The following is a 26,770-nucleotide window of genomic DNA, read 5'->3' as shown; positions in this document are numbered from 1 at the left end:
TCTCACTTACATGCATCGCGGCAGTGTGATGACCAGGACCGGAGGTAACAGGATTTGGAACGGGGCCAACGTTTGGGGGTAGCGACATCGGGTCACAATTTAATGATCCGTTGTGACTATTTCCGGACCAGGTAACCGCTCACGTACCGTGACGACCTGCGGTTACGGGCACGCCCCAGCCCAACTTTTGGTGTAGTTGTCCGCGAGAGGGGCGGCAGGGGAGATACAGTCGATGGCATCGCCATCGGGCTTATGGCCGACCCCGCTGATCTCTGACACCGGTGCGCGCGGGTGTGTGGCATTCGCTTCACCGGGCAGCTTCCCCGACCGGGCAGCTGAATCGCGTGATCGCACAGGGAAAGACGGCGCAATGAGCCGTGCGACGGCGTTGTCGCACGTGACGGGACGGTGAGCAATGCGGGGACGTGAGCTGCGGGGGGAACTCGACGCGTTCCTGGCGGAGAACGAGCAGGATCTGGTGGCGTTCCGCCGCGACCTGCACATGCATCCTGAGCTCGCCTTCGCCGAGTACCGTACGACCCAGAAGATCGCCGACCGCCTCACCGCGGCCGGTCTCCACCCTTCCGTGCTCCCGCGCGGCACCGGCCTCATCTGCGAGGTCGGCAGCGGCGACGGCCCGACGATCGCGCTGCGCGCCGACATCGACGCCCTCGCCCTGCCCGACGAGAAGGACGTGCCCTACCGCTCGACCGTGCAGGGCGTCTGCCACGCCTGCGGTCACGACGTGCACACCACGATCCTGCTCGGCACCTCGATGTTCCTGGCCAGGCAGGCTCGCGAGGGCCTGCTGCCAGGCCGGGTGCGCCTGCTCTTCCAGCCCGCCGAGGAGCTGCCCGGCGGGGCGCTCGAGGTCATGGCCCACGGCGGCATCAGCGGCGTCGACCGCATCTTCGGCCTGCACTGCGACCCCAGGGTCGACATCGGCCAGGTCGGGCTCAAGGCCGGCCCCATCACCTCGGCCTGCGACAAGCTCGCCATCAGGGTCAGCGGGCCCGGCGGCCACACGGCCCGCCCGCACCTGACCGCGGACCTCGTCTTCGCCCTCGCCAAGATCCTCACCGAACTGCCCGCCGCGCTCTCGCGCAGGGTCGACCCCCGCTCCTCGCTGTCGCTGGTGTGGGGGCGCGTGGAGGCCGGCTCGGCCGCCAACGCCATCCCCGACGACGGCATCGCCGAGGGCACCGTCCGCTGCCTGGACGAGGCGGCCTGGCACGCGGCCCCCGACCTCATCAAGGCGCTGCTGGAGTCCGTCGCGAGCGCGTACGGCGTCGAGGCCACCATGGACTACTCCCGAGGCGTCCCGCCGGTCGTCAACGACGAGGAGAGCGTCCAGATGCTCGCCGAGGCCGCCGAGCGCGCCCTCGGCGCGGGCGCGGTGGTCCCCACGCAGCAGTCGCTGGGCGGGGAGGACTTCGCCTGGTACCTGGAGTCGATCCCCGGAGCCTTCGCCCGCCTGGGCACCCGGTCGCCAGGCGGCCTCGACCACGACATCCACCAGGGCACGTTCGACGTGGACGAGAGCGCCATCGGGCACGGCGTGCGCTTCATGGCGGCCACGGCGCTGACGGCCCTGTGGGAGGGTCACCGTCCGGGCCAGGTCGCCGAACCGCTGGCCGAGCTCATCTGACGGGCAGGAAAGTCGCTCGGACTCCCCCGTGAGGGAGTCCGAGCCCTTCAGCGCGAAGCCGCGCCCGTGAGTGGGTGAGCCGTCAGGACAGGCGGCCGAGGACGACAGGCAGGTCCAGGGACGACAGGCCGGGGGTGACCTCGACCTTGGTTCCCTCCGGGTAGCGCAGCGTGTAGTCGTGGTCCGTCGAGATCAGCACCAGGCCGATCTTGTGTCCCTTCTTGAAGACGTAGTCCTGCGCCTGGAAGTCCCAGCGGAACGTGTACGCCCTGCCCGGCTTGATCGGCTGGGTGTTGTCGGCCTTGTGCCTGTTGCGCACGTCGATCCAGCCACGCGAGACGATCTTGTAAGGCGCCGACGCCGTCCCGTGCCGGTACAGGGACGTGCAGCCGCTCTCACCCGGCACCGCCTGTCCGTAGCAGTAGGTCTGGCCCGTGTTCACCAGGCGTCCGTTGGCCCTGGTGTCGGTGCCGTAGTCCACCAGCAGCGCCGTCAGGTACGGCGAGGCGCCGTCCTTCAGCGAGGCCCGCACGGAGACGCTGGGCGTGCCGGAGATCCGGACGTCGGTCGGCAGCGCGGAGGTCAGGTACGCCAGGCGGTTCGGGTCGGGGGAGGGGGCGGACTCGACCAGCTGCTCGGCCGTGCGGGTCTTCTGGTCGACGAACGACTCGCGGGAGGAGAGCGGCCTCGGCAGCAGGCCCAGGCGGGAGGACGAGCCCAGCCAGAGCTTCACGGGGTGGGCGCCGGGCAGCGGCCACGAGGCGTGCTGACCCCACTGTCCGGGACCGATCTCCACGTCGGCCTGCGGCTCGTTCATGATGCCCGTGTCGATGCCGTGGAGCCAGTGGTCGAACCAGAGGTGCAGCTGGCGCAGCCACTCCACGGTCCTGACGTTGAACGGGTCGGCGTGCCCGCCCTGGTGCAGCCAGATCTTGCGCGGGACGTCGCGACGGCTGAGCGCCTCCCACCACTGGGCGGCCTGCTTGGTCTTGACGTTCCAGTCGTTGAGGCCGTGGACGAGGAAGACGCTCGCCTTGACCTTGTCGGCGTCGAGGAGGAAGTCGCGGGCGGCCCAGAAGTCGCTGTAGTCGCCGCTGATCCGGTCCTGCGTGGCGGTGAACTCGTCCATCACCGGAGCGCAGATCTCTTTGCCCGCTCTGGTGAGGACGGCCTTCGCCATGACGTCGACGTCCTCGCCCTGGTACCCGCCGGGCGCCAGGACGCCGCCGTTGGCGCGGTAGTAGTCGTACCAGGAGGAGATCGCCGCGATGGGGACGATCGTCTTGAGTCCTTCGACGCCGGTGGCGGCCACCTGGTTGGGAAGCGTGCCGTTGTAGGAGACGCCGATCATGCCGACGCTGCCGGTGGACCATGGGGCGCTGACCGGGTTGCCCGCCGCGTCGAAGCCCTTGGCTCTGCCGTTCAGCCAGTCGATGACGGCCTTCGGGCCCGCGCTCTCCTGCGCGTCGCCGACGGTCGGGCAGCCGGTGGACCTGCCGCTGCCCAGGCTCTCGACTCTTGCCACGGCGTAGCCTCGGGGCACGAAGTAGTTGTCGTAGTAGCCAGGGAAGGTCTCCACCGCGGTCTTGGTCTCGGCGGCGAGCACCCCTGGGAGTGGGTTGCCGTTCTCGTCGACGTCGACCTTGTGGTTGGGGATGGTGCCGTCGATGCCCGCGTAGTAGGGGCTCGACTCCATGATGATCGGGACCTTGAGCCCTGTCTCGGTCTCCTTGGGGCGCAGGAAGTCGGCGGCGACCCTGTCGTTCTTGCCGTCGCGGTCGCTGTCGACCCCCTCGACCTCGACGAAGACGGTCTGCTTGATCGCATCGGCGCGGGAGTAGATGGGCTGGGTCGGGCCCGTGGTGGTGGACAGGGCGGGCCCGGCGCCCGCTGCCGCGAGTAACGCGGCGGTGAGCGGGATGACGATCATGCGCATGGGGGGCGCTCCAGGTGGTATACGAAATTTCTAGCCATACAACGAAATCTTCGGCTTGACGGCAAGATCTTGACTTGGGGCAAACTTCGGTAAAGGTGTGTTGAGGGGGGTTATGCGAGCACATAAGCTGCAGGTCAGGCCACCTCGACGCCGCTCCCAGGTCACAGACGCGACTGATGTCGATAACGGAGCGGTTGCGGACCTGTGTGCCGGTTTGGTCTGTCCTGGCCAAACAACTATCTTCCGTGCAGGGTTGCCGTGCGTTTCTTCGCGCGTGCGATGAAGGTTGGACGGCGGGGAAATGGAAGGAGTCGACTTGCTCAGCAAGCGATTCGGCAGGATTGCGGTCGGCACCGTCGCTGGTGCCATGCTCATGGCGGCCGCGGCATGTGGTGGTGGCGGAAACACGTCCGCGAGCAGCTCCGCGGCTCCGAGCGCGGGTGCCGCCAGCGAGCCGGCGAAGGCCAGCGGGCTGAAGGTCGGACTCGCCTTCGACGTCGGCGGTCGCGGCGACAAGTCCTTCAACGACGCCGCCTACGCGGGTCTCGAGCAGGCTCAGAAGGAGCTCGGCGCCGAGATCAAGGACCTCAGCCCCGCGGGTGACGGCTCCAACCGCGGCGAGCTGCTGCGCCAGCTGGCCGAGGCGGGCTACAACCCCATCATCGGTGTCGGCTTCGCCTACGGCGAGGACATCAAGAAGGCGGCGCAGGAGTACCCGGACATCGAGTTCGCGGTCGTCGACTCCGCCTCCAACGCCCCGAACGTGACGGGTCTGCTGTTCGCCGAGGAGCAGGGCTCCTACCTGGCGGGCGTCGCGGCCGCGCTGAAGAGCAAGGCCGGCCACGTCGGCTTCGTCGGCGGCGTCGAGAACGACCTGATCAAGAAGTTCGAGGCGGGCTTCTCCGCCGGTGTCAAGGCCACCAAGCCCGACACCAAGGTCGACGTCAAGTACCTCACCCCCGACGGTGACTTCAGCGGCTTCAAGGCCCCCGACAAGGGCAAGATCGCGGCCGAGAAGATGTACCAGGACGGCGCGGACATCGTCTACCAGGCCGCGGGCGACTCCGGCACCGGTGTCTTCCAGGCCGCCGCCGCGGCCAAGAAGCAGGCCATCGGCGTCGACTCCGACCAGCGGCTGACGGTCAAGGAGGCCGACCTCCAGGCGGTCATCATGACCTCGATGATCAAGCGCGTCGACGTCGGCGTGTTCCAGTTCATCAAGGCCTTCCAGGGCGGCGCCAAGGGCGGCAAGAACGACGTCTACGACCTCAAGGTCGACGGCGTGGGCCTGTCCACCACCGGTGGCGAGATCGACGACATCAAGGAGCAGGTCGACGCCGCCAAGAAGAAGATCGTGGACGGCGAGATCACCGTTCCGAGCAAGCCGTAGTCTGGGTCAACACCCAAGAGGACATTGAGGGCCCGGGGGCGCTCCCCCCGGGCCTTCGCTCTATCCCGGCTCTCCAGGAGACCGTATGAGCTCGGACACCCTCGCCCCGGCGAAACCCGCCGTCGAGCTGGAGGGCATTACCAAGCGCTTTCCCGGCGTCGTCGCCAACCATGACATCCGCATCACCATCGAGGCAGGCACCGTCCACGCCATCTGCGGTGAGAACGGCGCCGGCAAGTCCACCCTGATGAAGATCCTTTACGGCATGCAGAAGCCGGACGAGGGCCAGATCAGGGTGAACGGCCAGGACGTCAGCTTCCGCACGCCGAGCGACGCGATCGCGGCCGGCATCGGCATGGTCCACCAGCACTTCATGCTGGCCGACAACCTGACCGTGCTCGAGAACATCGTCCTCGGAGCGGAGCCCACGACCGCCGGCTTCCTCGACGCGGCGGGCGCGCGCAGGCGCATCAGGGAGCTGGCCGAGGCCCACGGCCTGCGCGTCGACCCCGACCGCCTGGTGGAGGAGCTCGGCGTCGGCGACCGCCAGCGTGTGGAGATCCTCAAGGTCCTCTACAGGGGCGCCCGCATCCTCATCCTCGACGAGCCGACCGCGGTGCTCGTGCCGCAGGAGGTCGACGAGCTCTTCGAGAACCTGCGCGAGCTCAAGGCCGAGGGTCTGACGGTCCTGTTCATCTCCCACAAGCTCGACGAGGTGCTCAGCATCGCCGACGAGATCACCGTGATCCGCAGGGGCACCACGGTCGCGACCGTACCCCGCAGCCAGGTCGGCAGCGCCCGCGAGCTCGCGGAGATGATGGTGGGCAGCGAGCTGCCCACCCCCGAGACCCGCGAGTCCACGGTCACCGACACGGTCGAGCTCCGCGTCGAGGGGCTCACCATGGAGGCCGAAGGCTTCCGCCCGCTGCCCCGCGGGGCGGACCTGCGCGGGTTCCTGCACGGCAAGCGCCTCCTGCTCGACGACGTCTCCTTCCAGATCCGCAAGGGCGAGATCGTCGGCATCGCGGGCGTCGAGGGCAACGGCCAGTCCGAGCTGATCGAGGCGATCATGGGCATGCGCCAGGCGCACGGCCGGATCACGCTCGGCGCCGAGGACATCAGCGCGTGGACCACCCTCAGGCGCCGCGAGGCGGGCATCGGCTACATCCCCGAGGACCGGCACCGTCAGGGCCTGCTCCTGGAGGCGTCGCTCTGGGAGAACAGAGTGCTCGGCCACCAGACCAGGAAGCCCGCCCGCAAGGGCATCTGGATCGACAGGAAGGCCTCCAAGGCCGACACCGAGCGCATCGTCAAGAAATATGACGTGCGCACGCCGAGCGTCGAGACGCTGGCGCTGGCCCTGTCGGGCGGCAACCAGCAGAAGCTGATCGTCGGCAGGGAGATGAGCGGCGAGCCGTCGTTCCTCATCGCCGCCCACCCGACCAGAGGCGTGGACGTCGGCGCCCAGGCGGCCATCTGGGACCACCTTCGCGAGGCCAGGGCAGCAGGGCTCGCCGTCCTGCTGATCTCGGCCGACCTGGACGAGCTGATCGGTCTGTCCGACACGGTCCAGGTGATCTTCAGGGGCCGTCTGGTAGCCGAGCTCGATCCCGCGGACATCACCCCAGAGCAGCTCGGCGGCTATATGACAGGCGCCATCACCGAGGAAGGGTCATGATGCCCGCAGGGCTCAATCGCCTGCTGCTGACGGTGGGCGGCGCGGTCGTCGCCATCGTGCTGGCGCTGGCGATCTCCAGCGTGGCGATTCTCGCCGCGGGAGCCGATCCCGTCGCCGCCTTCGGCGCGTTCTTCGACTTCGGCTCGAACTCCACCTCCGTGGTCAGCGGCATCGCCACCGTGATCAACAGGGCGGTGCCCCTGTTCATCGCGGGTCTCGCGGTGGCCGTCGGCTTCCGGATGAACCTCTTCAACATCGGCGTCGAGGGTCAGTACCGCATCGCGGCCATCTGCGCCGCCTACGTGGGCGCGACCTTCACCGCTCCCGCGCCGATCCAGATCGCGGTCATCATCGTGGTGGCGGCGGCCGTCGGCGGCCTCTACGCGCTGATCCCCGCCCTCATGAAGGTCGGCAGGGGCGTCAACGAGGTCATCGCGACCATCATGCTGAACTACATCGCGATCAACCTCTCCGCGTTCCTGCTGCGCGGCCCGTTCCAGGGCCCCCGCCCCGAGGGGCAGCTGACGGTCACGACCGCCGACATCCCCGAGTCGGGCTGGTTCCCCAACTTCAACTTCCTGTTCACGATGTTCGGCCTGCCCGCGCCCAGGGGCGCGGGGCTGTGGGGCTTCCTCGGCGTGGCGATCGTGCTCGGCATCGTGCTGTGGGTGGTGCTGGAGCGCACCCGCTTCGGCTTCGACGTCAAGGCCAGCGGCCTCAACTCCATCGCCGCTCTCGCCTCGGGCGTCAGGCCGAAGAAGATGGTCATCTCCGCGATGGTGCTCTCGGGCGCGATCGCGGGCCTGATCGGCCTGCCGGAGATCCTGGGCCGTACCCACAACTTCGGCACGAGCTTCACGGCGGGCCTCGGCTTCCTCGGCATCGCGGTGGCGCTGCTCGGCCGTAACAAGCCGGTCGGCATCGCGGTCGCGGCGCTGCTGTTCGGCTTCCTCGACAGGGCGCAGGGGCCGCTGCAGTTCGCCGACGTGCCGCCCTCGGTCATCATGATCATGCAGGGCACGATCGTGCTGCTGGTGGTCATCGCCAACGAGATCACCAGCAGGATGGCGCTGCGCCAGGAGGAACGTCGTGCCGCGCGCCAGCTCGCCACGACCAACCGCGTAGAGGTGGCCGCATGAGCGTTCTCGATGCTCCCAGGGTCAGGAAGTACCACCTGACGCTCATCGTCGTCGCGTCGCTGATCCTGCTGCTGGCTTTCGTCAGGGTCGTCACGGGGAAGGTGGACATCACCTCCTCAGGCACCTTCCAGGCCGCGTTGCTGCTGGCGGTGCCCATCGGGCTGGCCGGTCTCGGCGGGCTGTGGGCCGAGCGGGCCGGCGTCGTCAACATCGGCCTCGAGGGCATGATGGTGCTCGGCACCTGGTTCGCCGGCTGGGCCGGCTACCAGTGGGGCTGGCCCGCCGCGCTGGTGGCGGGGCTCGCGGCGGGCGCGATCGGCGGGTTGCTGCACGCCATCGCCACCGTCGGCTTCGGCGTCGACCACATCATCAGCGGCGTCGCGATCAACCTGCTGGGGCCCGGCGTCACCAGGTTCCTGTCGGAGGTCCTGTACGCAGAGGGCACCCCGGCCGCCGAGGCGGGAGCGGGCATCACCACCTCGCCCGCGCTGTCGTCCAAGGCGCCACAGGTGAGCCTGCCGCTGTTCTCCTCGGGGCCCGACTGGCTCGGCACCCTGGAGAGCACGCACTGGTTCCTGATCTCCGACGTCGCCGGCATCCTGCGCGGCCTCACCCACAACGTGGACGTCCTGGTCATCCTGGCCGTGGCGCTGATCCCGCTGACCTACTTCGTGCTCTGGCGGACGGCGTTCGGCCTCAGGCTGCGCTCGGCGGGCGAGAACCCGTGGGCGGCCGAGTCGCTGGGCGTCAACGTCTACCTCACCAAGTACGTCGCGACCGTCATCTCCGGCGCGCTGGCCGGGCTCGGCGGTGTGTTCCTGGTCTTCGTCACCACCAAGTACGTCGAGGGGCAGACCGGCGGACGAGGCTTCATCGGCCTCGCCGCCATGATCTTCGGTAACTGGCGTCCAGGCGGCCTCGCCGCCGGCGCCTCGCTGTTCGGGTACGCCGACGGCCTCCAGCTGCGCAGCTCGGCCGCCGTGACCAGCTTCTTCCTGTTCGGCGCCATCCTGCTGCTGATCTACGTCGGCAACAGGATCAGGCAGCTGCTGTCGTCGTCGCGTGAGACGGCCGCCACCGCCCTGGTCGGGGCCAGGGACTACACCGTCATGGCGTTCGCCGCCATGGGCGTGGTCGTCCTGATGTGGCTGTGGATGACCGTCGACAGGCTGCCGAACGAGTTCGTCTACATCACTCCGCACGTCCTGACGCTCCTGGTGCTCCTGGTCGCCTCCCAGCGCCTGCGGATGCCCAAGGCCGACGGCGTGCGCTACCGCCGCGGGGAGCAGCATTGAGCATCGACTGGGACGCCCTTCGCGACCAGGCCGCGCAGGCCATGCAGAACGCCTATGCGCCCTACTCCAAGTTCCCCGTGGGCGCCGCGGCGCTGGTCGACGACGGGCGCGTCGTCACCGGCTGCAACGTCGAGAACGCCTCCTACGGCCTGGGTCTGTGCGCTGAGTGCGGGCTGGTCTCGGCGCTGCAGGCCACGGGTGGCGGGCGCCTGGTCGCCTTCACCTGCGTCGACGGCCATGGCGAGCTGCTCATGCCGTGCGGACGCTGCCGCCAGTTGCTCTACGAGTTCGGCGGCGAGGAGTTGCTGGTCGAGACGCCCGACGGGCCCAGGCGGATGAGCGACGTCCTGCCGTACGCGTTCGGTCCCGACGACCTGTCCAGGGGGGCCTGAGCATGGACGTCATCGAGGTCATCGTCACCAAGCGCGACCAGGGCGCGCTCAGCACCGAGCAGATCGACTGGGTGATCGGCGCCTACACCCGCGGGGAGGTCGCCGACGAGCAGATGTCCTCGCTGGCCATGGCGATCCTGCTGAACGGCATGGACAGGCGCGAGATCGCCGACTGGACCCAGGCGATGATCCGCACGGGCGAGCGCATGGACTGGTCGATGCTCGACAGGCCCACCGCTGACAAGCACTCCACGGGCGGCGTCGGAGACAAGATCACGCTTCCGCTCGCCCCGCTGGTGGCGGCCTGCGGGGCCTACGTCCCCCAGCTGTCGGGGCGCGGCCTCGGTCACACCGGCGGCACGCTGGACAAGCTGGAGTCCATCCCGGGCTGGCGGGCCTCGCTGTCCAACGAGGAGATGCTCTCGGTCCTGCAGAGCGCGGGCGCCGTCGTCTGCGCGGCGGGCTCGGGCCTCGCGCCGGCCGACAAGAAGCTGTACGCGTTGCGCGACGTCACGGGCACGGTCGAGTCGATCCCACTGATCGCCTCCTCGATCATGTCCAAGAAGATCGCCGAGGGCACCGGCTCGCTGGTCCTCGACGTGAAGGTCGGCTCGGGCGCGTTCATGAAGGACGTCGCGCACGCGAGGGAGCTGGCCACCACGATGGTGGAGCTCGGCACCGACGCGGGCGTGCGCACCGTCGCGCTGCTGACGGCGATGGACAGGCCGCTGGGCCTCGCGGTGGGCAACGCGCTCGAGGTCGCCGAGTCGGTCGAGGTGCTCGCCGGCGGCGGACCCTCCGACGTGGTGGAGCTGACGGTACGGCTGGCGAGGGAGATGCTCGACGCCGCAGGCGTCTCGGGCAAGGACCCCGCCGAGGCGTTGAAGGACGGCTCGGCCATGGACGCCTGGCGCAGGATGATATCCGCCCAGGGCGGCGACCCCGACGGCGTTCTGCCCAGGGCGGCGGAGACGATGACCATCTCGTGCCCCGCCTCGGGGGTGCTCACCCGGCTGGACGCCTACGGCGTGGGGCTCGCGGCCTGGCGCCTGGGCGCGGGCAGGGCGCGCAAGGAGGACCCCGTGTCGTTCGGCGCGGGCGTCATGCTGCACGCCAAGCCGGGAGACCTGGTGCGGGAGGGGCAGCCGCTGATGACGCTGCACGCCGACGAGACCGCGCGCTTCGACAGGGCTCTGGCGGCGCTGGAAGGCGCCTACGAGGTCGGCCCCGCGAGCGACCCCGCCCTGCTGCCCCTGGTGATCGAGCGCGTCACGGCCTGATCGGCGCGGCGCCGACGTCCGTCTGTCTCCGGGGCAGGCGGACGTCAGCGTGCGAGACAGGGTGCCTGCAGGCGTCAGTCCAGGAGGCGGACCTGATCGCCTGACCTGATCCGGCCGGGGCGCAGCACCTCCGCGTAGACGCCGACGCACGGGCGCGGTCCGTAGCCCGGCAGCGGCTCGACCAGGTTGTGGGCGGCGGGCGTGCGCAGGGCGGAGGTGTCGCGGGGCAGCGCGCCGTGCTCGAGCGTCGGAACCGCGCAGCGCGGCGTCGGCACGGTCACCCGCAGCACGACCTCCTCACCCACCGCGACCTCCGTGCCCGCCCACCCGTTCTCGACGTAGCCTTCGCCTGCCGTACGGATGATGAGGTTGGGGCGGTAGCGCACCGCCTCCACGCCCGTGGCGGCGATGGCCGAGGTGGTCACCAGGTGCAGCGGCGCGTAGTCGAAGAACGTGCCGGGAGGCGAGCCCGCGCCCAGCACGCTCTCCTGGACGGTCACCCGTGCCGTCACACCCTCGCTGAGCACCTCCTCTGGCACCGCCCGCTCCAGCGCCGCCTTCTCGGGGGGTGTCGAGGTGAGCGTCACCTTCCTGCCGAGGGCGCGCGAGAGCACCTCGTCCACGTGCGGATCGTCGGCCCGGAGGCTCTCGCCGTCCGGCAGGGTCACGCGGACCCCGCCTGCCTCGACGGCGGCGGACAGGGCGAGCATGCCGCGCCAGATGCGGGGGTTCTTGGGACTGGCGACCTTGCCGGTCTCGGCGTCGACCAGGGCGAGGCCCCTGTCGCCCGTGAGACCGGTCGCCGCGACGTCACCGGCGGCGATCTCCTCGCCGAGCAGACCCTTCACGGGGTACCGGCGCAGAACCTCCACGGTGCCCAGCATCTCGCCCATCCGTCCTCCTCACGTCAGCGTGTCATGGCCATTCTGGAGGAACGGGCCTGTCCCTGTGGCGCTCGGGCAGGTGTTCTCCCCAGGCCACGGCGTGACGCCTGTGAGGGGGTCAGGCGGGCGCGAAGACGGCGCTCAGGACGGCGCGATGCGCCGGCAGGGCGGCGGCGTGGCGGGCGCGGCCCTCGTCGGTGATGCAGACGAACACGCCCCTACGGTCCATGTCGCACACCCCGCGCGTGACCAGGCCGCCCTTCTCCAGACGGGCCACGACGCGAGACAGGGCGCTCTGGCTCAGGTGCACCTCGTCGGCGAGCTCCTGCACGCGGAACTTCCTGCACTCGTTGGAGACGATGCGGTCGAGCACCTCGAACTCGCTGACCCCGAGGTCGTACTTGTCACCGAGCTCGCGCTCGAGCGCGCACAGGGTCTTCGCGTGTTTGGCCAGGACGTCGTGCCAGGCAGCGACCACGGCCTCGTCGTTCATGTCGCGGAGAATACCATCCGGTTAACTCCTATGCAACTGCATTAAATTCTGTTGCATTAGATGCAGATGCATGTAGTCTCTGTCTTCATGTCCTCCACTTCTGCTCGATGGGGCGCGCTCGTCGTGCTCTCAGCTGTGATGTTCCTTGACGCCCTGGATGTGTCGATGGTCGGTGTCGCGCTGCCCTCCATCCAGGCGGACCTGGGCCTTTCTCCTTCTTCTCTGCAATGGGTTGTCAGCGGTTACGTGCTGGGGTACGGCGGTCTTCTGCTACTCGGGGGCAGGACCGCCGACCTTCTCGGCCGGCGCAGGGTGTTCCTGGCCGCGCTGGCGGTCTTCGCGGCGGCCTCCCTGATCGGCGGCATCGTGGACGACGGCGCGCTGCTGATCGCCGCCCGCTTCGTGAAGGGCATGGCCGCGGCCTTCACCGCGCCGGCCGCTTTGTCGATCATCACGACGACCTTTCCCGAAGGTCCCGCCCGCAACAAGGCGCTGAGCATCTTCACCGCCTCGGGGGCCAGCGGTTTCTCGCTCGGGCTGGTGCTGTCGGGCCTGCTGACCGAGCTGGGCTGGCGCTGGACCTTCCTGATGCCGGTGCCCGTCGCGATCATCGCGCTGGTCGCCGCGCTCAAGGTGCTGCCGAAGGTGAAGGAGGAGCGGGCAGGAGGCGGCTACGACCTGGTCGGCGCGGTTCTCATCACCGCCTCGATGCTGCTGCTGGTCTTCACCGTCGTGCAGGCGCCCGAGGCCGGATGGCTGTCGGCGCGCACGATCGGCTCCCTGGTGCTCTCCTTCGCGCTGCTCGGCCTGTTCGTCTTCACCGAGCTCCGGGTCAAGCACCCGCTCGTACGGCTCGGCCTGCTGCGCTCGGCCCCGATCGTCAGGGCCAACCTGGGCCTGGTCATCCTGATGGGCTCCTACATCGGCTTCCAGTTCGCCGCCATGCAGTACTTCCAGAACCTGCTGCACTGGTCGGCGCTGCAGACCGCGCTCGCCTTCCTGCCCGCCGGCCTGCTGGTGGCGATCACCTCCACCAAGATGGGTGACCTCGCCGACAGGTTCGGCACCGCCAGGCTCATCGTGATCGGCGCCGCCGCGCTGGCCGGAGGCTACGCCTTCTTCCTCGGCATCGACGAGAACCCGAGCATGGGCGGGCTGGTCCTGCCCGGCATGGTGCTGCTGGGCATCGCGTTCGCGCTGTCCTTCCCCTCGCTCAACATCCAGGCCACCAACGGGGTCCACGACGACGAGCAGGGCCTGGCCTCGGGCATGCTCAACACCTCGGGCCAGGTCGGCGGGGCCGTCGTGCTGGCCGTGGTCACCGCGGTGCTGACCTCGGGCGCGGACGGCGCCATCACCATCGACTCGCTCAAGAGCTCGATCATGGTCCCGCTGATCCTGGCCGTGGTCGGGCTGCTGGTCTCGGCCACGGGCCTGAACTTCCGCAGGGTTCCCGCGGTCGAGCGCGACCAGGACAAGGTCCTCGAGACGGTCTGATCCGCCGCGGGGCGCCGGTCTCCCTTCCAAGGGGGCCCGGCGCCTTCGCGCGGGTGGGGCCGGTCACAGGCCTGTTCGGCATGGCTCGGAGGGAAGGCGCATGAGCCCTCCACGAGCAGGGAACCTACGAGATATGCGGCTTTCGCGCGTCGGCGCTCTCGTGAGCTGCCTCGCCGTCCTGGTGGCCTGCGGGCCGAACCAGGCGCCAGGCGGGGCGGGCTCGTCGTCCAGCGGCGCCGGCACGACCGGCGCGGCCAATCCCGGCGTGACCGGCGGCGGGACGAGCCCCAGCCCTGGCGACACCTCCTCGTCCCCCGGGCAGGCAGGCACGGCGATCCCCGTGCCCACCGGCACCAAGGACGTGGAGGTCGAGGGGGATCCGGGCGAGCCCGTCCTGGTCAAGACGGTCAGGTTCGCCGACCACGGCCCGCTCGACAGGGTGGTGATCGACCTCGACGGCGACGTCACGAGCTACAGCGTCAGGTGGGTGGACGAACTGGTCCAGGACGGCTCGGGCGAGCCGATCGACGTGCGGGGCGGCGCCTACCTCCAGGTCACGCTCAAGCCCGCCAACGCCCACACCGACGAGGGGAAGCCCACCTGGACCGGCGGCCCGATCTTCCAGGCGAGCCTCGGCAACGTCCAGAACGTGGTGAAGACCGGCGATTTCGAAGGCGTGGTCGGCGTCGGGCTCGTGCTCGACCACCGGGCGCCGTTCTCGGTGGCCGAGCTGACCTCTCCTCACCGCCTCGTGGTCGACGTGGCACACTGAGCACGTGGTGAGAAAGATCGAGGGAGTGACCCGGATCCCGGTGCCGGGCGGCAAGGTCATCGACGAGCACATCGGCCGCGTGAACAGCGGTGACGAGGCGGTCTCCATCGCGCACATGACGGCGCCTCCCGGCTGGGAGGAGCCCGCGCAGACGCCCGAGTTCACCGAGTACACGGTGGTGCTGCGCGGGCGCGTCGTGATCGAGCACGCCGAGGGGACGACCGAGGTCTCGGCGGGGCAGTCGTTCGTGTCCGAGCCCGGCGAGAAGATCCGCTACAGCGTCGGCGCCGAGGGCGCCGAGTACGTCGCGGTCTGCCTTCCGGCGTTCTCCCCCGACACGGCCAACCGCGACCCCGACGAGTAGCCCCGAGCGCGCCAGGCCCCGATCGCCAAGGGGGTCCCATCTCCCGGTGCGGAACCCGCGACCTCCAGGCGATGGATCCCCAGGGGGCGACGAGATTCGCGGGGTTTTCTGGCAGTCTTTGCAAGATCGGTGTTTTTGCTGGTGGCGGTAGGATGACGAGATGAGCCAGCGACCCACCCCTGACGAGATCCGCCGGGCGCCGAAGGTGCTGCTCCACGACCATCTCGACGGTGGTCTACGGGCAGAGACGATCGTCGATCTGGCCCGCGAGACGGGCTACGACCGGCTGCCCACCACCGACCCCGACAACCTCAGGCAGTGGTTCGAAGAGGCCTCCGACTCAGGGTCGCTCGTGCGCTACCTCGAGACCTTCGACCACACCGTCGGCGTCATGCAGACCCGCGAGTCGCTGGTCAGGGTGGCCGCCGAGTGCGCCGAGGACCTGGCGGCCGACGGCGTCGTCTACGCCGAGGTCCGCTACGCCCCCGAGCAGCACACCACCACGGGCCTCAGCCTCGACCAGGTCGTGGAGGCGGTCCTGGAGGGGTTCGGCCAGGTCCCCGGCATCAAGGTGGGCACACTGCTCACCGCCATGCGGCACCAGGCGCGCTCCATGGAGATCGCCGAGCTGGCCGTGCGCTACAGGGACGTCGGCGTGGTCGGGTTCGACATCGCAGGGGCCGAGGCGGGCTACCCTCCCACCAGGCACCTCGACGCGTTCGAGTACCTCCAGAGGGAGAACGCGCACTTCACCATCCACGCGGGTGAGGCGTTCGGGCTGCCATCGATCTGGCAGGCCATCCAGTGGTGCGGCGCCGACAGGCTCGGCCACGGCGTGCGCATCATCGACGACATCTCCGCCTCCGAGGACGGCACCGCCAAGCTCGGCAGGCTCGCGGCCTACGTCCGTGACAAGCGCATCCCGCTGGAGATGTGCCCGACCTCGAACCTGCAGACGGGGGCCGCGGCCTCGATCGCCGAGCATCCGATCGGGCTGCTGCGCCGCCTGCACTTCAGGGTGACCGTCAACACCGACAACAGGCTCATGAGCTCCACGAGCGTGTCGGAGGAGTTCGCCAAGCTGGTCGAGGCCTTCGACTACGGCTGGGACGACCTTCAGTGGTTCACCGTGAACGCGATGAAGTCGGCCTTCCTGCCCTTCGACGAGCGGCTCGCGCTCATCAACGGCGTGATCAAACCGGGGTTCGCGCAGCTCAAGTGGCAAGCATGAAGCAGACCTTCCGTGCGTCGACCGCCTTCGTCCTCGGTTGGATCTGGGTGGCCTTCGTCCTGTTCAACGCCTTCGACCTGACCCTGCGCTACAGCGGCAAGTCGTCGCTGGTGGCGGGGGCGATCCTGGGCGTGCTGACCGCGCTCGTCTACCTCACGGCGCTGCGCCCCGCCACCGTGGTGGCCGACGACGGGCTGCGGGTGCGCAACCCGCTGCGGACCACGTTCCTGCCATGGGCGTCGGTCGACGACGTGCAGGTGTCGCACACGATCAACATCTCGCACGGTGACAAGGTCCTGCATGCCTGGACCCCGCAGGCCTCGGCGCGCGAACGCGCCAGGGCGAACCGCCGAGGCCATCCCCGAGCGCAGCGCGGGCGCTACCAGACCGAGCCCGTGCTCTCCAAGGGGGAGCGGGCGGCGCAGGAGGCGATGGCGGGCAAGACACACGCCGACTGGGTCGCCGAGCAGATCGCCGAACGGGCCGAGAACGCCAAGCGCCGCCGCGAGCAGCCCGGCGACGTCCGCGTGGCCTGGGCCCCCGACGCCCTCGCGGCCTGCGCCGCGGCCCTCGTCCTCGTGGCCATCGCCGTCCTCGCCTGACCGCCTCACGCCGGGGGCGTTGACCCTGACACCGTGTGAGGCCGTAGACCTGGGGGAGTCATGTTCGGCATCGGAGACTTCGCCAGGCTGGGCCTCGTGTCGGTGCGCATGTTGCGCCACTACGACGCCATCGGCCTGCTACGCCCCGCGCACGTCGACCCCGTCACCGGTTACCGCTCCTACCAGGCGGGACAGCTGGCCAGGCTCAACCGCGTCGTCGCGCTCAAGGATCTCGGCTTCACCCTCGACCAGGTGAGCGCGATCCTCGACGACAAGGTCAGCGCCGAGGAACTGCACGGCATGGTACGGCTGCGCCGCGCCCAGTTGGAGGCGCGGATCAACGCCGACCTCACCAGGTTGCGAGGGGTGGAGGCGAGGCTCAGGACGATCGAAAGAGAGGGTTTCATGGGGACCGACGAGGTCATCCTGAAGAAGGTCGCCCCGGTCAGGGTGGCCCAGCTCAGCGCGAGGGCGGCCAGCTACGACACCGAGGACATCAGCCCCGTGATCCAGCCGCTCTACCGGCAGATCTGCGAGAGGCTGGAGGCGGCGCGCGTGCCGATGCAGGGGCCCGGCATCGCCTACTACCTGCCGGAGGACGACGGCGCGGTGCTGGTGCACGCCACCTTCCCCGTCAACCTCGACGTCGGCGAGGGCGAGGCCCACGACTTCGACGTCGTGGACCTGCCCCCCATCGAGGCCGCGGCGACCATCATCCACCGCGGGCCGATGGAGAACGTCGGCCCCACCTTCCAGACGCTCGCCCACTGGATCGAGGAGAACGGCTACCAGGCGCTCGGCCTGGCCCGCGAGGTGTCCCTGCACTGCCCGCCCGACCTGGACGAGTGGGTGCACGAGCTGCAGATAGAGATCGCGAAGCCCTGACGCGTCAGAGGCCGAGGGCCGCGGCGAGATCCGCCTTGAGAGCGTCGAGCTCGGCCGCGGCGGTGGCGCGCGCCCTCGCCACCTCGCCCGTCACAGGGACGACGACCTCCAGGTAGCACTTGAGCTTGGGCTCGGTGCCGGAAGGACGCACCACCACCCGCGCGCCGCCCGCCAGGCGGTAGCGCAGGCCGTCGGTCGGCGGCAGCCCGCCCGCTCCCACGGCCAGGTCGTCGCGCGCCTCGACGCTCCTGCCGCCCAGGGTCGCGAGGGGCGCGGCCCTGAGCCTCGCCATGGCGTCGGAGATCAGACTGAGGTCCGCCACGCGGAAGGACAGCTGCGAGGTGGCGTGCAGTCCGTAGCGTCTGGCCTGGTCGTCGAGGAGGTCGAGGAGCGTGCGGCCGACGAGCTTGGCCGTCGCCGCGATGCCCGCGACGGTGAGGGCCGCGCCGATGCCGTCCTTGTCGTGGACGGGCAGGCCGTGCGGGCCGCCGACGCTGTAGCCGAGCGCCTCCTCGTAGCCGTAGATCAGGCCCTCGCCCGCTCGCATGATCCACTTGAAGCCGGTGAGGGTCTCGGTGTGCCGCACGCCGTACGAATGGGCGATGCGGCCGAGCAGGGACGAGGAGACGATCGTGGTGGCCACCAGCCGGTCGCCGGAGGTGTGGGCGATCACGTGCTCGCCGAGCAGCCCGCCGACCTCGTCACCGGTCAGCATCCTGAAGGTGCCGTCGCCCAGCGGGACGCCCACCGCGCACCGGTCGGCGTCGGGGTCGTTGGCCAGCACGAGGTCGGCCTCCACCTTGGCCGCCAGGGCCAGCGCGAGATCCATCGCGCCGGGCTCCTCGGGGTTGGGGAAGGCCACCGTCGGGAAGTCGGGATCGGGCTCGCGCTGCTCCTCGACCATGACGGGGGCGTGGAAGCCCGCATTCCGCATGGCCGCGCCGAAGACCGTCGCACCGACGCCGTGCAGCGGGGTGTAGACGACGCGCAGGTCGCGCTCCTCACCCAGAGGCAGCCGGGTGACGGCCTGCAGATAGGCGGAGACGATGTCGGGGCCGAGCACCTCGAAGGGGCCGAGGGGGAGCTGGTCGACAGGTCCTGCCGCGTCGATCGCGGCCGAGATCTGGCTGTCGACAGGGGGCACGATCTGCGAGCCTTCGCGCCAGTAGACCTTGTAGCCGTTGTCGCGGGGCGGGTTGTGGCTGGCGGTCACCGTGACGCCCGCGTCGGCTCCGAGGCGCCTGACGGCGAACGCGAGCACCGGCGTCGGCAGCGGCCCTGGCAGGATCGAGGCGCGCAGCCCCGCGCCCGTGAGCACGGCGGCGGTGTCGCGGGCGAACACGTCGGACTTGTGCCTGGCGTCGTAGCCGATCACCACGTGCCTGCCGGGGCCGAGCACCGTGGCCAGACCCGCCGCCGCCCGCATGACGGTGACGCGGTTCATCCGGTTGGGGCCGGCCCCGAGCTCGCCGCGCAGGCCTGCCGTACCGAACTCCAGCTTGGCCCCGAAGCGCTCCTGGAGCGCCTCCGGGTCGTCGAGGAGCGCGGAGAGCTCCGCCCTGGTGTCGGGGTCGGGGTCCTGGGCCAGCCAGGCCAGCGCGAGCTCCCTCGCGCTCGTGTTCATGGTCGCGCCCGCTTCGCTGCTCACAGCCTGTCGACCACCTTGGCCAGCAGCGTGCCCATCCTGGTGGCGGTCGCACGGCCGACCTCGAGGACCTCCTCGTGGTTGAGCGGCTCACCGACCAGCCCCGCGCCGGGGTTGGTGACCAGCGAGATGCCGAGCACCTCGGCGCCGCCCGCGCGGGCCGCGATGGCCTCGAGGACCGTGGACATGCCGACCATGTCGCCGCCGAGCGTGCGCAGCATGCGGATCTCGGCGGGCGTCTCGTAGGTCGGGCCGCGGAAGGCCACATAGACACCCTCGGCCAGCGAGGGGTCCACCTGGGTCGCCAGGGCGCGCAGGCGCTTGGAGTAGACCTCGGTGAGGTCGATGAAGGTCGCGCCGGTCAGCGGGTTGGCGCCGGTCAGGTTGATGTGGTCGCTGATCAGCACGGGGTCGCCGACGTTCTGCGTCTCGGGGCGCAGGCCGCCGGCCGCGTTGGTCAGCACGACCGTGCGCACGCCTGCTGCCAGGGCGGTGCGCACGCCGTGGACGACGGGGTCGACGCCGAGCCCCTCGTACAGGTGGGTGCGGCCCAGGAAGATCAGCGCGTGCCTTCCCGAGGGGGTGCGCACGACGCGGACCCTCCCCGCGTGGCCGGCCACCGCCGGGGGGTTGAAGCCCGGAAGGTCAGTCACCGGCAGCTCGACGAGCGTGTCGCCGATCGCGTCGGCCGCGGGCACCCAGCCCGACCCCATCACGAGCGCCACATCGAAGACGTCGAGCTCGGTGGCCTTCCTCAGGGCGGCGGCGGCCTCCTGGGCCTGAACATAGGTCATCTCAGTAGTTTAGGAGCAGCCTGTCGAGGACCCGCACGCCGAACTGCAGCGCCTCGACGGGGACCCGCTCGTCCACGCCGTGGAACATGCCGGCGAAGTCCATGTCCTTGGGCAGGCGCAGCGGCACGAACCCGAACCCGCGCACGCCGAGGTCGGCGAAGAAGGTCTTGTTGTCGGTGCCGCCCGACATGCAGTACGGCACCGCCCGCGCGGTCGGGTCCTCCGCCTTCAGCGCCGCGATCATCGACTCGACCAGCGCGCCGTCGAACGTGGTCTCCAGCGCGATGTCGTGCTGGACGAACTCGCGGCGCACGTTCGGGCCGAGCAACTCGTCGACGGTCTTGAAGAAGTCGTCCTCGTAGCCGGGCAGGAAGCGCCCGTCCACGACCGCCTCGGCCTGTCCGGGGATGACGTTGGCCTTGTACCCGGCGCTCAGCATGGTCGGGTTGGTGGTGTGGCTCAGCGTCGCGCCGACGAAGCGGACCAGCGGGCCCAGCTTGTCCAGCACGGGGGCCGGGTTCTCGGGGTCGAAGGGCAGGCCGAAGGCGTCCGACACCTCGGTGAGGAACTGCCGCACGGTGGGCGTGAGCGTCAGCGGCCACTCGTGGGAGCCCAGGCGGGCCACGGCCTTGGCCACCTCGGTCACGGCGTTGCTGGAGTTGAGCATCGAGCCGTGGCCGGCCGTGCCGTCGGCGACCAGGCGCATCCAGGACAGGCCCTTCTGCGCGGTCTCGATGAGGTAGAGGCGCAGGTCGGGGTCCACCTCGAGGGAGTAGCCCCCGACCTCGCTGATCGACTCGGTGACGCCGTCGAACAGCTCACGGTGGTTGGCGGTGAGGTACTTGGCGCCGTAGACGCCGCCCGCCTCCTCGTCGGCGACCCACGCGAACACGATGTCCCTGCGAGGACGCCTGCCCTCGCGGACCATCTGGCGCAGGACCGCGAGCATCATCGCGTCCATGTCCTTCATGTCGACCGCGCCGCGCCCCCAGATGTAGCCGTCGCGGATCTCACCGGCGAACGGGTCCACGCTCCAGTCGGCCGCGTTGGCGGGCACCACGTCCAGGTGGCCGTGGACCAGCAGCGCGGGCAGCGAGGGGTCGCTGCCCTCGATCCTGGTCACGACGTTGCCCCTGCCGGGGGCGCTCTCGCTGTAGTGCGCCTCGACGCCGACCTCTGACAGCCGCGCCATGACGACCTCGGCGGCGGCGCGCTCGCCCGGGCCGCTCCCGTCGCCGTAGTTGCTGCTGTCCACCCGGATCAGCTCGGCGCAGAGCTCGGCGACTTCCAGTTCGGCGGGGGTCATGAGTGCTCCTTGCGTAGGAACCCGCGCTTGTAGGCCCGGGTGATGAGGGTGACGTTGACGTCGGTCACGTCGTCCAGGGGACCGACGACCTCCGTCAGGAAGCGGTAGAGGTCGGCCTCGTGAGCCACCGCCACCTGGACGAGCATGGTGTAGGTGCCCGAGGTGGCCGCGCAGTAGCGGACCCCTGGGTGCCTCTTCAGCGTCTCGCCGACCTGGTCGAGGCCGTGGGGGCGCACCCGCAGCCACAGCTGCGCCTCGACGTCCAGGCCGAGCAGCGCGGGCTCGACCTCGGCCCGCAGCAGCAGCACCCGCCGCTCCAGCAGCGAGGCGACCCTGCGCCTGGCGGTGGGCACCGAGATGCCGGTCCTCTCGGCGATCGAAGTGAAGCCGATCCTGCCGTCGGCGACGAGCAGCTCGGCGACCTCGCTCTCCAGCGGCGACAGACCGTCCTGGTCGGGGAGGACGACGTCGGGCAGCGGCGGGCGCAGCAGCTCGATCTCCTCGGCGGTGAGGTACGGCGCGTGCCACTCGGCCACCGTGCGGAACGTGTGCAGCACCACCTGCGTCTGCGTGCCCGCGACACCGTCGATGCCGTGCACCTCGACGTTGAGGATCTCGTGCAGCGCGGCCCTGCTGGGCGCCACCAGTTCGGCGCCGATGTCGGCCGCGCCGGTCACCGAGTAGACCGAGCGGGTGTCGGGCCTGGAGGCCAGCGCGTCGGCCACCATGGCCGACATGCCCGGCCTCACCTGGACGTGCAGGTGGACGGGGCGGCCGTGCCCCGAGCGCAGGTCGTCGTAGATGGCGGTGACCTGGACCGCGCCGTCGGTGATCAGCCGCTGGAGCCGCCTGGCGACCGTGCGCTCGTGCTCACCTACCGCCCTGCCGATCTCGCCCCACGACGCGCGCGGGCTGACCTGCAGAGCGGCGACAAGCCGCCGGTCGAGAACGTCCACCTCGAGCTGACCCCATGTCGGATTTGTAAATATGTAAATAGATATTTGACTGTTTCGGTCGTCCGGATGCACAGTAAGCCATCACCGCACCCGAAGCAAAGGAGCCCCCTGGTGACCATCACCAGCTCGCCGCTCGGCATCCCCCGGAGTCGGGGCCGTCAGCTTTTGGCAGCAAGCGTCGGCAACGTCGTCGAATGGTACGACTGGTACGCGTACTCGTTCCTGGCCGTCTACTTCTCCAGCCAGGTCTTCCCCGAGAACGACAACCCCCTCGTCCCCGTGCTGAGCGCTTTCGCGATCTTCGCGGTGGGTTTCTTCATGCGACCGCTCGGCGGGCTCCTGGTCGGCTCCTTCGCCGACAGGTTCGGCCGCAAGGCCGCCATGACCTTCACCATCATCCTCATGGGCGCGGGCTCGCTGCTGCTGGCCGTCACGCCGACCTATGCGGCGGCCGGCGTGCTGGCCCCGATCATCCTGACGCTCGCCAGGCTCATCCAGGGCCTGTCGGTCGGCGGCGAGTTCGCCGCCGCCACCACCTTCCTGGTGGAGTCGGCCCCTCCTGGCCGGCGTGGCCTGTTCTCGAGCTTCCAGTACGTCAGCACGACCATCGGCCAGCTCCTCGCCTCGGGCCTGGCCGCCCTGCTGGCCTCCACGCTCTCCAAGGCCGACATGTCCTCCTACGGCTGGCGCATCCCGTTCGTCATCGGCGCGGTGATCAGCCTCGTCGGCCTGTGGATCCGCAAGGGCGCCGACGAGACCTCGGCCGTGTCGCAGGAGATCCAGGAGGGCAGGGCCGAACGGCCGAAGCTCTTCGAGTTCCTGGTCCGCTACCCGACCAAGGCCGCCATGATCGTCGGCATCACCGTGGCAGGCACCGTCGCCTACTACACGTGGACGACCTTCCTGCCGACCTACGCCCAGCAGAACGTGGGCTTCGACCCCGCCATGTCGCTGCAGGTCGGCACCATCTCCCTGCTCTTCTTCATGGTGCTGCAGCCGCTGCTCGGCATGCTGTCGGACAGGATCGGCCGCAGGCCCATGCTGATCGCCTTCGGCCTGGCCTTCACGCTGCTGCCTGTGCCGATGCTCGGCGCGCTGTCCAACTCCTTCGGCAGCCTGCTGACCATCCAGCTCATCGGCATGGTCTTCCTCGGCTGCTTCACCTCGATCTCGGCGGCGGTGAACTCCGAGCTCTTCCCGACCAGGGTGCGGGCGTCGGGCGCGGGCTTCCCCTACTCGCTGACCGTCGCGATCTTCGGTGGCACCGCGCCGCTGATCGGCACCGCGCTCAAGGACGCGGGAAACTCGGGGCTCTTCCCCTGGTACATGTCGGCCCTGGCGCTGGTCTCCACGCTGGTCTACGTCTTCGCGCTGAAGGAGACCAAGGACCAGCCGCTGAGCTGATCGACGCGCGGCTGATCATGGCGGTGCGCCCGGTCACGGCCGGGCGCACCGTGGCGCGCGACGTCAGGTGCCGAGCGACTTGCAGGGACGGCCGCGCAGGCCCTTGACGTAGTCGTCGGGAGCGCCCGCCACCTCCGCCGCGTCGGCCAGGATGCCGAGATAGCGCGCGGAGGGCAGGCCGCCCTCGTAGCTGTCGAGCACGTAGAACCAGGCGAGGACGTCGCCGTCGAGCGTGTGAACGCGCAGCCGTACCTTGTGGTAGAGACCGCGGCTGGCGCCCTCCCACTGGTCGAGAGACGACTCGTCCCACTCGGGCACGTCGTACAGGACGACGAAGACATGCTCGTCGGGGTCCTCCACGATCGAGGCCAGGGAGCCCTCCCAGCGAGCGTCCTCACCGCAGAACGTCAGGCGCCAGCCCTGCAGCCAGCCCACGCCCCGCACGGGGGAGTGGGGGGCTCTCATGGCCATCTGTTTGGGATCCATGTTCGAGCCATAGGCCGCGTAGAGCCTGGTTCCGCCCGTATTCTGCGGCGAATCAGGAAGTCGTCCCATTTCACACTCCTCGCCAAGTGGTGCTCACCACCGCGCCATCCTGCCACGCCTGGGAGCGCCGACGTCGGTCCGATCCCCATGGGCGGGGACCGGTTCGTTTTCGCCTCTCCATATGCGGGACAATGGGACACGTGACTAGGATCGTGATCATCGGTGGCGGACCAGGCGGCTACGAGGCGGCTCTGGTGGCCGCGCAACTGGGTGCGCAGGTCACGATGGTCGAAGAGGACGGTCCAGGCGGCGCGTGCGTCCTGACCGACTGCGTGCCGTCCAAGACGATGATCGCGACCTCCGTCCGCAAGCAGGCGCTGCTCGACGCGCCCTCGCTGGGCGTGCACTACTCGGGCGGGGCCGACGGCGACGCGGGCTCGGCCGAGGTCGACATGCCGCTGGTCAACAAGCGGGTGAAGGAGCTGGCCCAGGCGCAGTCCGCCGACATCGGCGCGCGGGTCGCCGCCGAGGGCGTCGAGATCATCAAGGCCCGTGGCCGGCTGGTCGACCCGCAGGTGGTCAGGGCGGGTGACCGTACGATCAGGGCAGACGTCGTGATCGTCGCCACCGGCGCCACGCCGCGCATCCTGCCGGGCGCCGAGCCCGACGGCGAGCGCATCCTCACCTGGCGCCACCTCTACGACCTCGACGAGCTGCCCGAGCACCTCATCGTGGTCGGCTCCGGTGTCACGGGGGCCGAGTTCGCCGGTGCCTACCGCTCGCTCGGCTCCGAGGTCACGCTGGTCTCCTCCCGCGACCGCATGATGCCCAACGAGGACGCCGACGCGGCGGAGGTGCTCGAAGAGGTCTACCGGCGGCGCGGCATGAACGTCATGGGCCGCTCGCGCGCCTCGTCGGTCAAGCGCACCGCCGACGGGGTCGTGGTGACCCTGGAGGACGGGCGCACCGCCGAGGGCTCCCACGCGCTGATGACGGTCGGCATGGTCCCCAACACCTCGGGCCTCGGGCTGGAGGAGGCAGGGGTGACCCTCGACAGGGGCGGGTTCGTCCAGGTCGACAAGGTGTCGCGCACCTCCGCTCCCGGCGTCTACGCCGCCGGCGACTGCACGGGCGTGCTCATGCTCGCCTCCGTCGCCGCGATGCAGGGCCGCATCGCGGTCTGGCACGCGCTCGGCGAGGCGGTGCAGCCGCTGCGCCTCGCGACCGTCGCCTCCAACATCTTCACCGACCCCGAGATCGCCTCCGTCGGCGTGTCACAGAAGCAGATCGAGGCCGGCGAGATCGAGGCGAACGTCGTCAAGCTGCCGCTGTCGACCAACGCCAGGGCCAAGATGCAGGGGTTCAACGACGGCTTCATCAAGCTGTTCTGCCGCCCGCACACCGGCATCGTGCTCGGTGGCGTCGTGGTGGCTCCCAGGGCCTCCGAGCTGATCCTCGCGGTGTCGGTCGCCGTGCAGCAGCGGCTCACTGTCGACCAGCTGGCCCACACCTTCGCGGTCTACCCGTCGCTGTCCGGCTCCATCACCGAGGCGGCGCGCCGCCTGATGCAGCCGACCGCCATCGGCATCTGACGCCGCGCGCTCAGGCGCGGTAGGGCGGAGGACGGCGGGCCGCCGCGGCCCACAGGGCGAGGGTGACCAGCAGGCCGAGCGAGCCGACGACCACCAGGAGCAACCCGAGCGAGATCGTGGGAAGCCCCGACTGCGTGGACGGCGGGTCGAAGGCGGCAGGCCACTGAGCCGTCGCGCCACCCGAAGACGAGGGTGAGGGCGAGGGCGAGGCGAAGCCCTTCGCGTCGTCGGGGACGTTCTTCGGCGTGCCGCGGGCGCCGGTCAGATCGAGGTCGTCGGCGAAGGTGAAGTCGGCGTCCTGGACGTCGGCCCCGGTCAGGACGGCCCCGTCCATCTCCGCGGAGCTGAAGCGCACCTCCCGCAGGTCCGCGTCGCGGAAGACGGCGTTGGGCGCCTCGATCGAGATCATCTGAGCCTCGTGCAGCTTCGCCCTGGTGAAGTCGGCCCTGCGGGCGTTGGCCTGGCCGAGCTCGGCGTCCACGAGGTCGGCGTCGACGAGCTTGGCGAGCGTGAGGTCGGCCTGGCCGAGGTAGGCCCTGGTGAGCTTGGCGCCGCTCAGGTTGGCCCTGGGAAAGCGCACCTGCGTCGCGCCCACGTCGATGAGGTTGGCGCCACGCAGGTCGGCGTAGTCGCCGTGCATCTGGACGAGGTCGGCTCCGCGCAGGTCGGCCTGCCTGAAGTCGACGTACTTCGCGGTGACCTGCCCGAGGTCGGTCTGCTTCATGGAGGCCTTGCGCAGGATGGCCCCCGTCAGGTCCTTCTGGGTGAGGTCGACGCCGTCGAGCTTCGCGCCCGTGAGGTCGGCGCAGCGAAACGAGGCGGGGAACCTGCGCCCGTTGGTGAAGTCGGCCCCGCGCAGGTTCACCCTGTCGGCTGCCCTGCAAGGGCCTGCCTGGGCGTGCGCGGGCGGCGCGGTCACCACGGACACCAGCGCGGGCAGCGCCGTGAGGGCGGTGACGAGCGCGAGGGGGATCAGACGGCGCACAGGGCCTCCTTGACGCTGGCCCCATGGGTCCGCCAGACGGGTTCTTTGCCCTCAGCTTACAAACGCGGCGGCGCGCCGCGCCGCCCGGGAGCCGTGGACGACGAAAGGGCCCCGGT

At 70.0% G+C, this 26,770-nt stretch carries 24 protein-coding genes; 15 read left to right on the top strand and 9 right to left on the bottom strand.

Going from position 1 to position 26,770, the window contains the following annotated elements:
• Positions 1-415 precede the first annotated feature (415 nt).
• Positions 416-1,648, top strand: coding sequence for a M20 family metallopeptidase (locus tag ABFX55_RS30545; RefSeq protein ID WP_346126185.1), 1,233 nt, complete (start codon positions 416-418; stop codon positions 1,646-1,648).
• 82 nt (positions 1,649-1,730) lie between these two features.
• Here ABFX55_RS30545 and ABFX55_RS30540 read toward each other — a convergent pair whose 3' ends face one another.
• Entirely contained in the window at positions 1,731-3,584 is a 1,854-nt protein-coding gene (locus ABFX55_RS30540; RefSeq protein WP_346126184.1) for a Xaa-Pro dipeptidyl-peptidase, read from the bottom strand.
• Between the two features lie 316 nt (positions 3,585-3,900).
• Between ABFX55_RS30540 and ABFX55_RS30535 the strand changes: the two genes are divergently transcribed.
• The 6 genes from ABFX55_RS30535 (at position 3,901) to ABFX55_RS30510 (ending at position 10,758) form a co-directional block, all read left to right on the top strand.
• Positions 3,901-4,974 (top strand): BMP family lipoprotein, encoded by a 1,074-nt coding sequence (locus ABFX55_RS30535; protein WP_346126183.1) that lies wholly within the window; start codon positions 3,901-3,903, stop codon positions 4,972-4,974.
• Between the two features lie 85 nt (positions 4,975-5,059).
• Entirely contained in the window at positions 5,060-6,652 is a 1,593-nt protein-coding gene (locus ABFX55_RS30530) for an ABC transporter ATP-binding protein (protein ID WP_346126182.1), read from the top strand.
• Complete coding sequence (locus tag ABFX55_RS30525) at positions 6,649-7,791, top strand: ABC transporter permease (protein WP_346126181.1); 1,143 nt, start codon at positions 6,649-6,651, stop codon at positions 7,789-7,791. Before ABFX55_RS30530 ends, ABFX55_RS30525 begins: the two co-directional genes overlap by 4 nt.
• The gene (locus ABFX55_RS30520; RefSeq protein WP_346126180.1) at positions 7,788-9,086 is read left to right on the top strand and encodes an ABC transporter permease; all 1,299 of its coding nucleotides are present in this window, start codon (positions 7,788-7,790) and stop codon (positions 9,084-9,086) included. The genes ABFX55_RS30525 and ABFX55_RS30520 overlap by 4 nt, the downstream gene beginning before the upstream one ends.
• Positions 9,083-9,478 (top strand): cytidine deaminase, encoded by a 396-nt coding sequence (locus ABFX55_RS30515; RefSeq protein WP_346126179.1) that lies wholly within the window; start codon positions 9,083-9,085, stop codon positions 9,476-9,478. Before ABFX55_RS30520 ends, ABFX55_RS30515 begins: the two co-directional genes overlap by 4 nt.
• Before the next feature lie 2 nt (positions 9,479-9,480).
• Positions 9,481-10,758, top strand: coding sequence for a thymidine phosphorylase (locus ABFX55_RS30510; RefSeq protein ID WP_346126178.1), 1,278 nt, complete (start codon positions 9,481-9,483; stop codon positions 10,756-10,758).
• A 74-nt stretch (positions 10,759-10,832) separates the two neighbouring features.
• On the opposite strand, the gene ABFX55_RS30505 is transcribed toward ABFX55_RS30510, so the two are convergent.
• Positions 10,833-11,651: an MOSC domain-containing protein gene (locus ABFX55_RS30505; RefSeq protein ID WP_346126177.1), complete on the bottom strand. Its 819-nt coding sequence runs from the start codon at positions 11,649-11,651 to the stop codon at positions 10,833-10,835.
• Positions 11,652-11,760: 109 nt separating this feature from the next.
• Positions 11,761-12,135 carry a MarR family transcriptional regulator gene (locus ABFX55_RS30500; RefSeq protein ID WP_183650445.1) on the bottom strand — a complete coding sequence of 125 codons (375 nt, stop codon included), beginning with the start codon at positions 12,133-12,135 and terminating at the stop codon, positions 11,761-11,763.
• A gap of 87 nt (positions 12,136-12,222) precedes the next feature.
• On the opposite strand from ABFX55_RS30500, the gene ABFX55_RS30495 reads away from it, so the two are divergent.
• The 6 genes from ABFX55_RS30495 to ABFX55_RS30470 all read left to right on the top strand — a co-directional run bounded on the left by ABFX55_RS30495 (position 12,223) and on the right by ABFX55_RS30470 (position 17,486).
• Positions 12,223-13,632 (top strand): MFS transporter, encoded by a 1,410-nt coding sequence (locus ABFX55_RS30495; RefSeq protein WP_346126176.1) that lies wholly within the window; start codon positions 12,223-12,225, stop codon positions 13,630-13,632.
• A gap of 133 nt (positions 13,633-13,765) precedes the next feature.
• Positions 13,766-14,404: an AMIN-like domain-containing (lipo)protein gene (locus ABFX55_RS30490; protein ID WP_346126175.1), complete on the top strand. Its 639-nt coding sequence runs from the start codon at positions 13,766-13,768 to the stop codon at positions 14,402-14,404.
• 4 nt (positions 14,405-14,408) lie between these two features.
• The gene (locus ABFX55_RS30485) at positions 14,409-14,768 is read left to right on the top strand and encodes a cupin domain-containing protein (protein WP_346126174.1); all 360 of its coding nucleotides are present in this window, start codon (positions 14,409-14,411) and stop codon (positions 14,766-14,768) included.
• A gap of 160 nt (positions 14,769-14,928) precedes the next feature.
• Positions 14,929-15,999, top strand: coding sequence for an adenosine deaminase (locus ABFX55_RS30480; protein ID WP_346126173.1), 1,071 nt, complete (start codon positions 14,929-14,931; stop codon positions 15,997-15,999).
• On the top strand, positions 15,996-16,601 hold the full coding sequence (locus ABFX55_RS30475) for a PH domain-containing protein (protein WP_346126172.1): 606 nt from the start codon (positions 15,996-15,998) through the stop codon (positions 16,599-16,601). Before ABFX55_RS30480 ends, ABFX55_RS30475 begins: the two co-directional genes overlap by 4 nt.
• A 60-nt stretch (positions 16,602-16,661) precedes the next feature.
• A complete protein-coding gene (locus ABFX55_RS30470) occupies positions 16,662-17,486 on the top strand; it encodes a MerR family transcriptional regulator (RefSeq protein WP_346126171.1) in 825 nt (274 codons plus the stop codon).
• A gap of 4 nt (positions 17,487-17,490) precedes the next feature.
• Here ABFX55_RS30470 and ABFX55_RS30465 read toward each other — a convergent pair whose 3' ends face one another.
• The 4 genes from ABFX55_RS30465 to ABFX55_RS30450 are packed head-to-tail and all read right to left on the bottom strand — an operon-like array spanning position 17,491 to position 22,187.
• Complete coding sequence (locus ABFX55_RS30465) at positions 17,491-19,110, bottom strand: phospho-sugar mutase (RefSeq protein ID WP_346131303.1); 1,620 nt, start codon at positions 19,108-19,110, stop codon at positions 17,491-17,493.
• A gap of 20 nt (positions 19,111-19,130) precedes the next feature.
• The gene (locus ABFX55_RS30460) at positions 19,131-19,925 is read right to left on the bottom strand and encodes a purine-nucleoside phosphorylase (RefSeq protein WP_346126170.1); all 795 of its coding nucleotides are present in this window, start codon (positions 19,923-19,925) and stop codon (positions 19,131-19,133) included.
• 1 nt (position 19,926) lies between these two features.
• Positions 19,927-21,231, bottom strand: a complete 1,305-nt coding sequence (locus ABFX55_RS30455) for a M20/M25/M40 family metallo-hydrolase (RefSeq protein ID WP_346126169.1) — start codon at positions 21,229-21,231, stop codon at positions 19,927-19,929.
• On the bottom strand, positions 21,228-22,187 hold the full coding sequence (locus ABFX55_RS30450) for an Lrp/AsnC family transcriptional regulator (protein ID WP_346126168.1): 960 nt from the start codon (positions 22,185-22,187) through the stop codon (positions 21,228-21,230). The genes ABFX55_RS30455 and ABFX55_RS30450 overlap by 4 nt, the downstream gene beginning before the upstream one ends.
• A 111-nt stretch (positions 22,188-22,298) precedes the next feature.
• Here ABFX55_RS30450 and ABFX55_RS30445 point away from each other — a divergent pair, with 111 nt between their 5' ends.
• A complete protein-coding gene (locus ABFX55_RS30445; RefSeq protein WP_346126167.1) occupies positions 22,299-23,591 on the top strand; it encodes an MFS transporter in 1,293 nt (430 codons plus the stop codon).
• Positions 23,592-23,654: 63 nt separating this feature from the next.
• Here ABFX55_RS30445 and ABFX55_RS30440 read toward each other — a convergent pair whose 3' ends face one another.
• Positions 23,655-24,146, bottom strand: a complete 492-nt coding sequence (locus tag ABFX55_RS30440) for a gamma-glutamylcyclotransferase family protein (RefSeq protein ID WP_346126166.1) — start codon at positions 24,144-24,146, stop codon at positions 23,655-23,657.
• 131 nt (positions 24,147-24,277) lie between these two features.
• Here ABFX55_RS30440 and ABFX55_RS30435 point away from each other — a divergent pair, with 131 nt between their 5' ends.
• A complete protein-coding gene (locus ABFX55_RS30435; protein WP_346126165.1) occupies positions 24,278-25,669 on the top strand; it encodes an NAD(P)H-quinone dehydrogenase in 1,392 nt (463 codons plus the stop codon).
• A gap of 10 nt (positions 25,670-25,679) precedes the next feature.
• Here the strand turns inward: ABFX55_RS30435 and ABFX55_RS30430 are convergent, their stop codons facing one another.
• Entirely contained in the window at positions 25,680-26,654 is a 975-nt protein-coding gene (locus ABFX55_RS30430) for a pentapeptide repeat-containing protein (protein WP_346126164.1), read from the bottom strand.
• Between the last annotated feature and the right edge of the window lie 116 nt (positions 26,655-26,770).

Source organism: Nonomuraea roseola (assembly GCF_039535395.1).
GTDB classification, from domain to species: domain Bacteria; phylum Actinomycetota; class Actinomycetes; order Streptosporangiales; family Streptosporangiaceae; genus Nonomuraea; species Nonomuraea roseola.
Note: the sequence above shows the minus strand (reverse complement) of the source record. Positions and strands in the feature narration are given on the sequence as shown.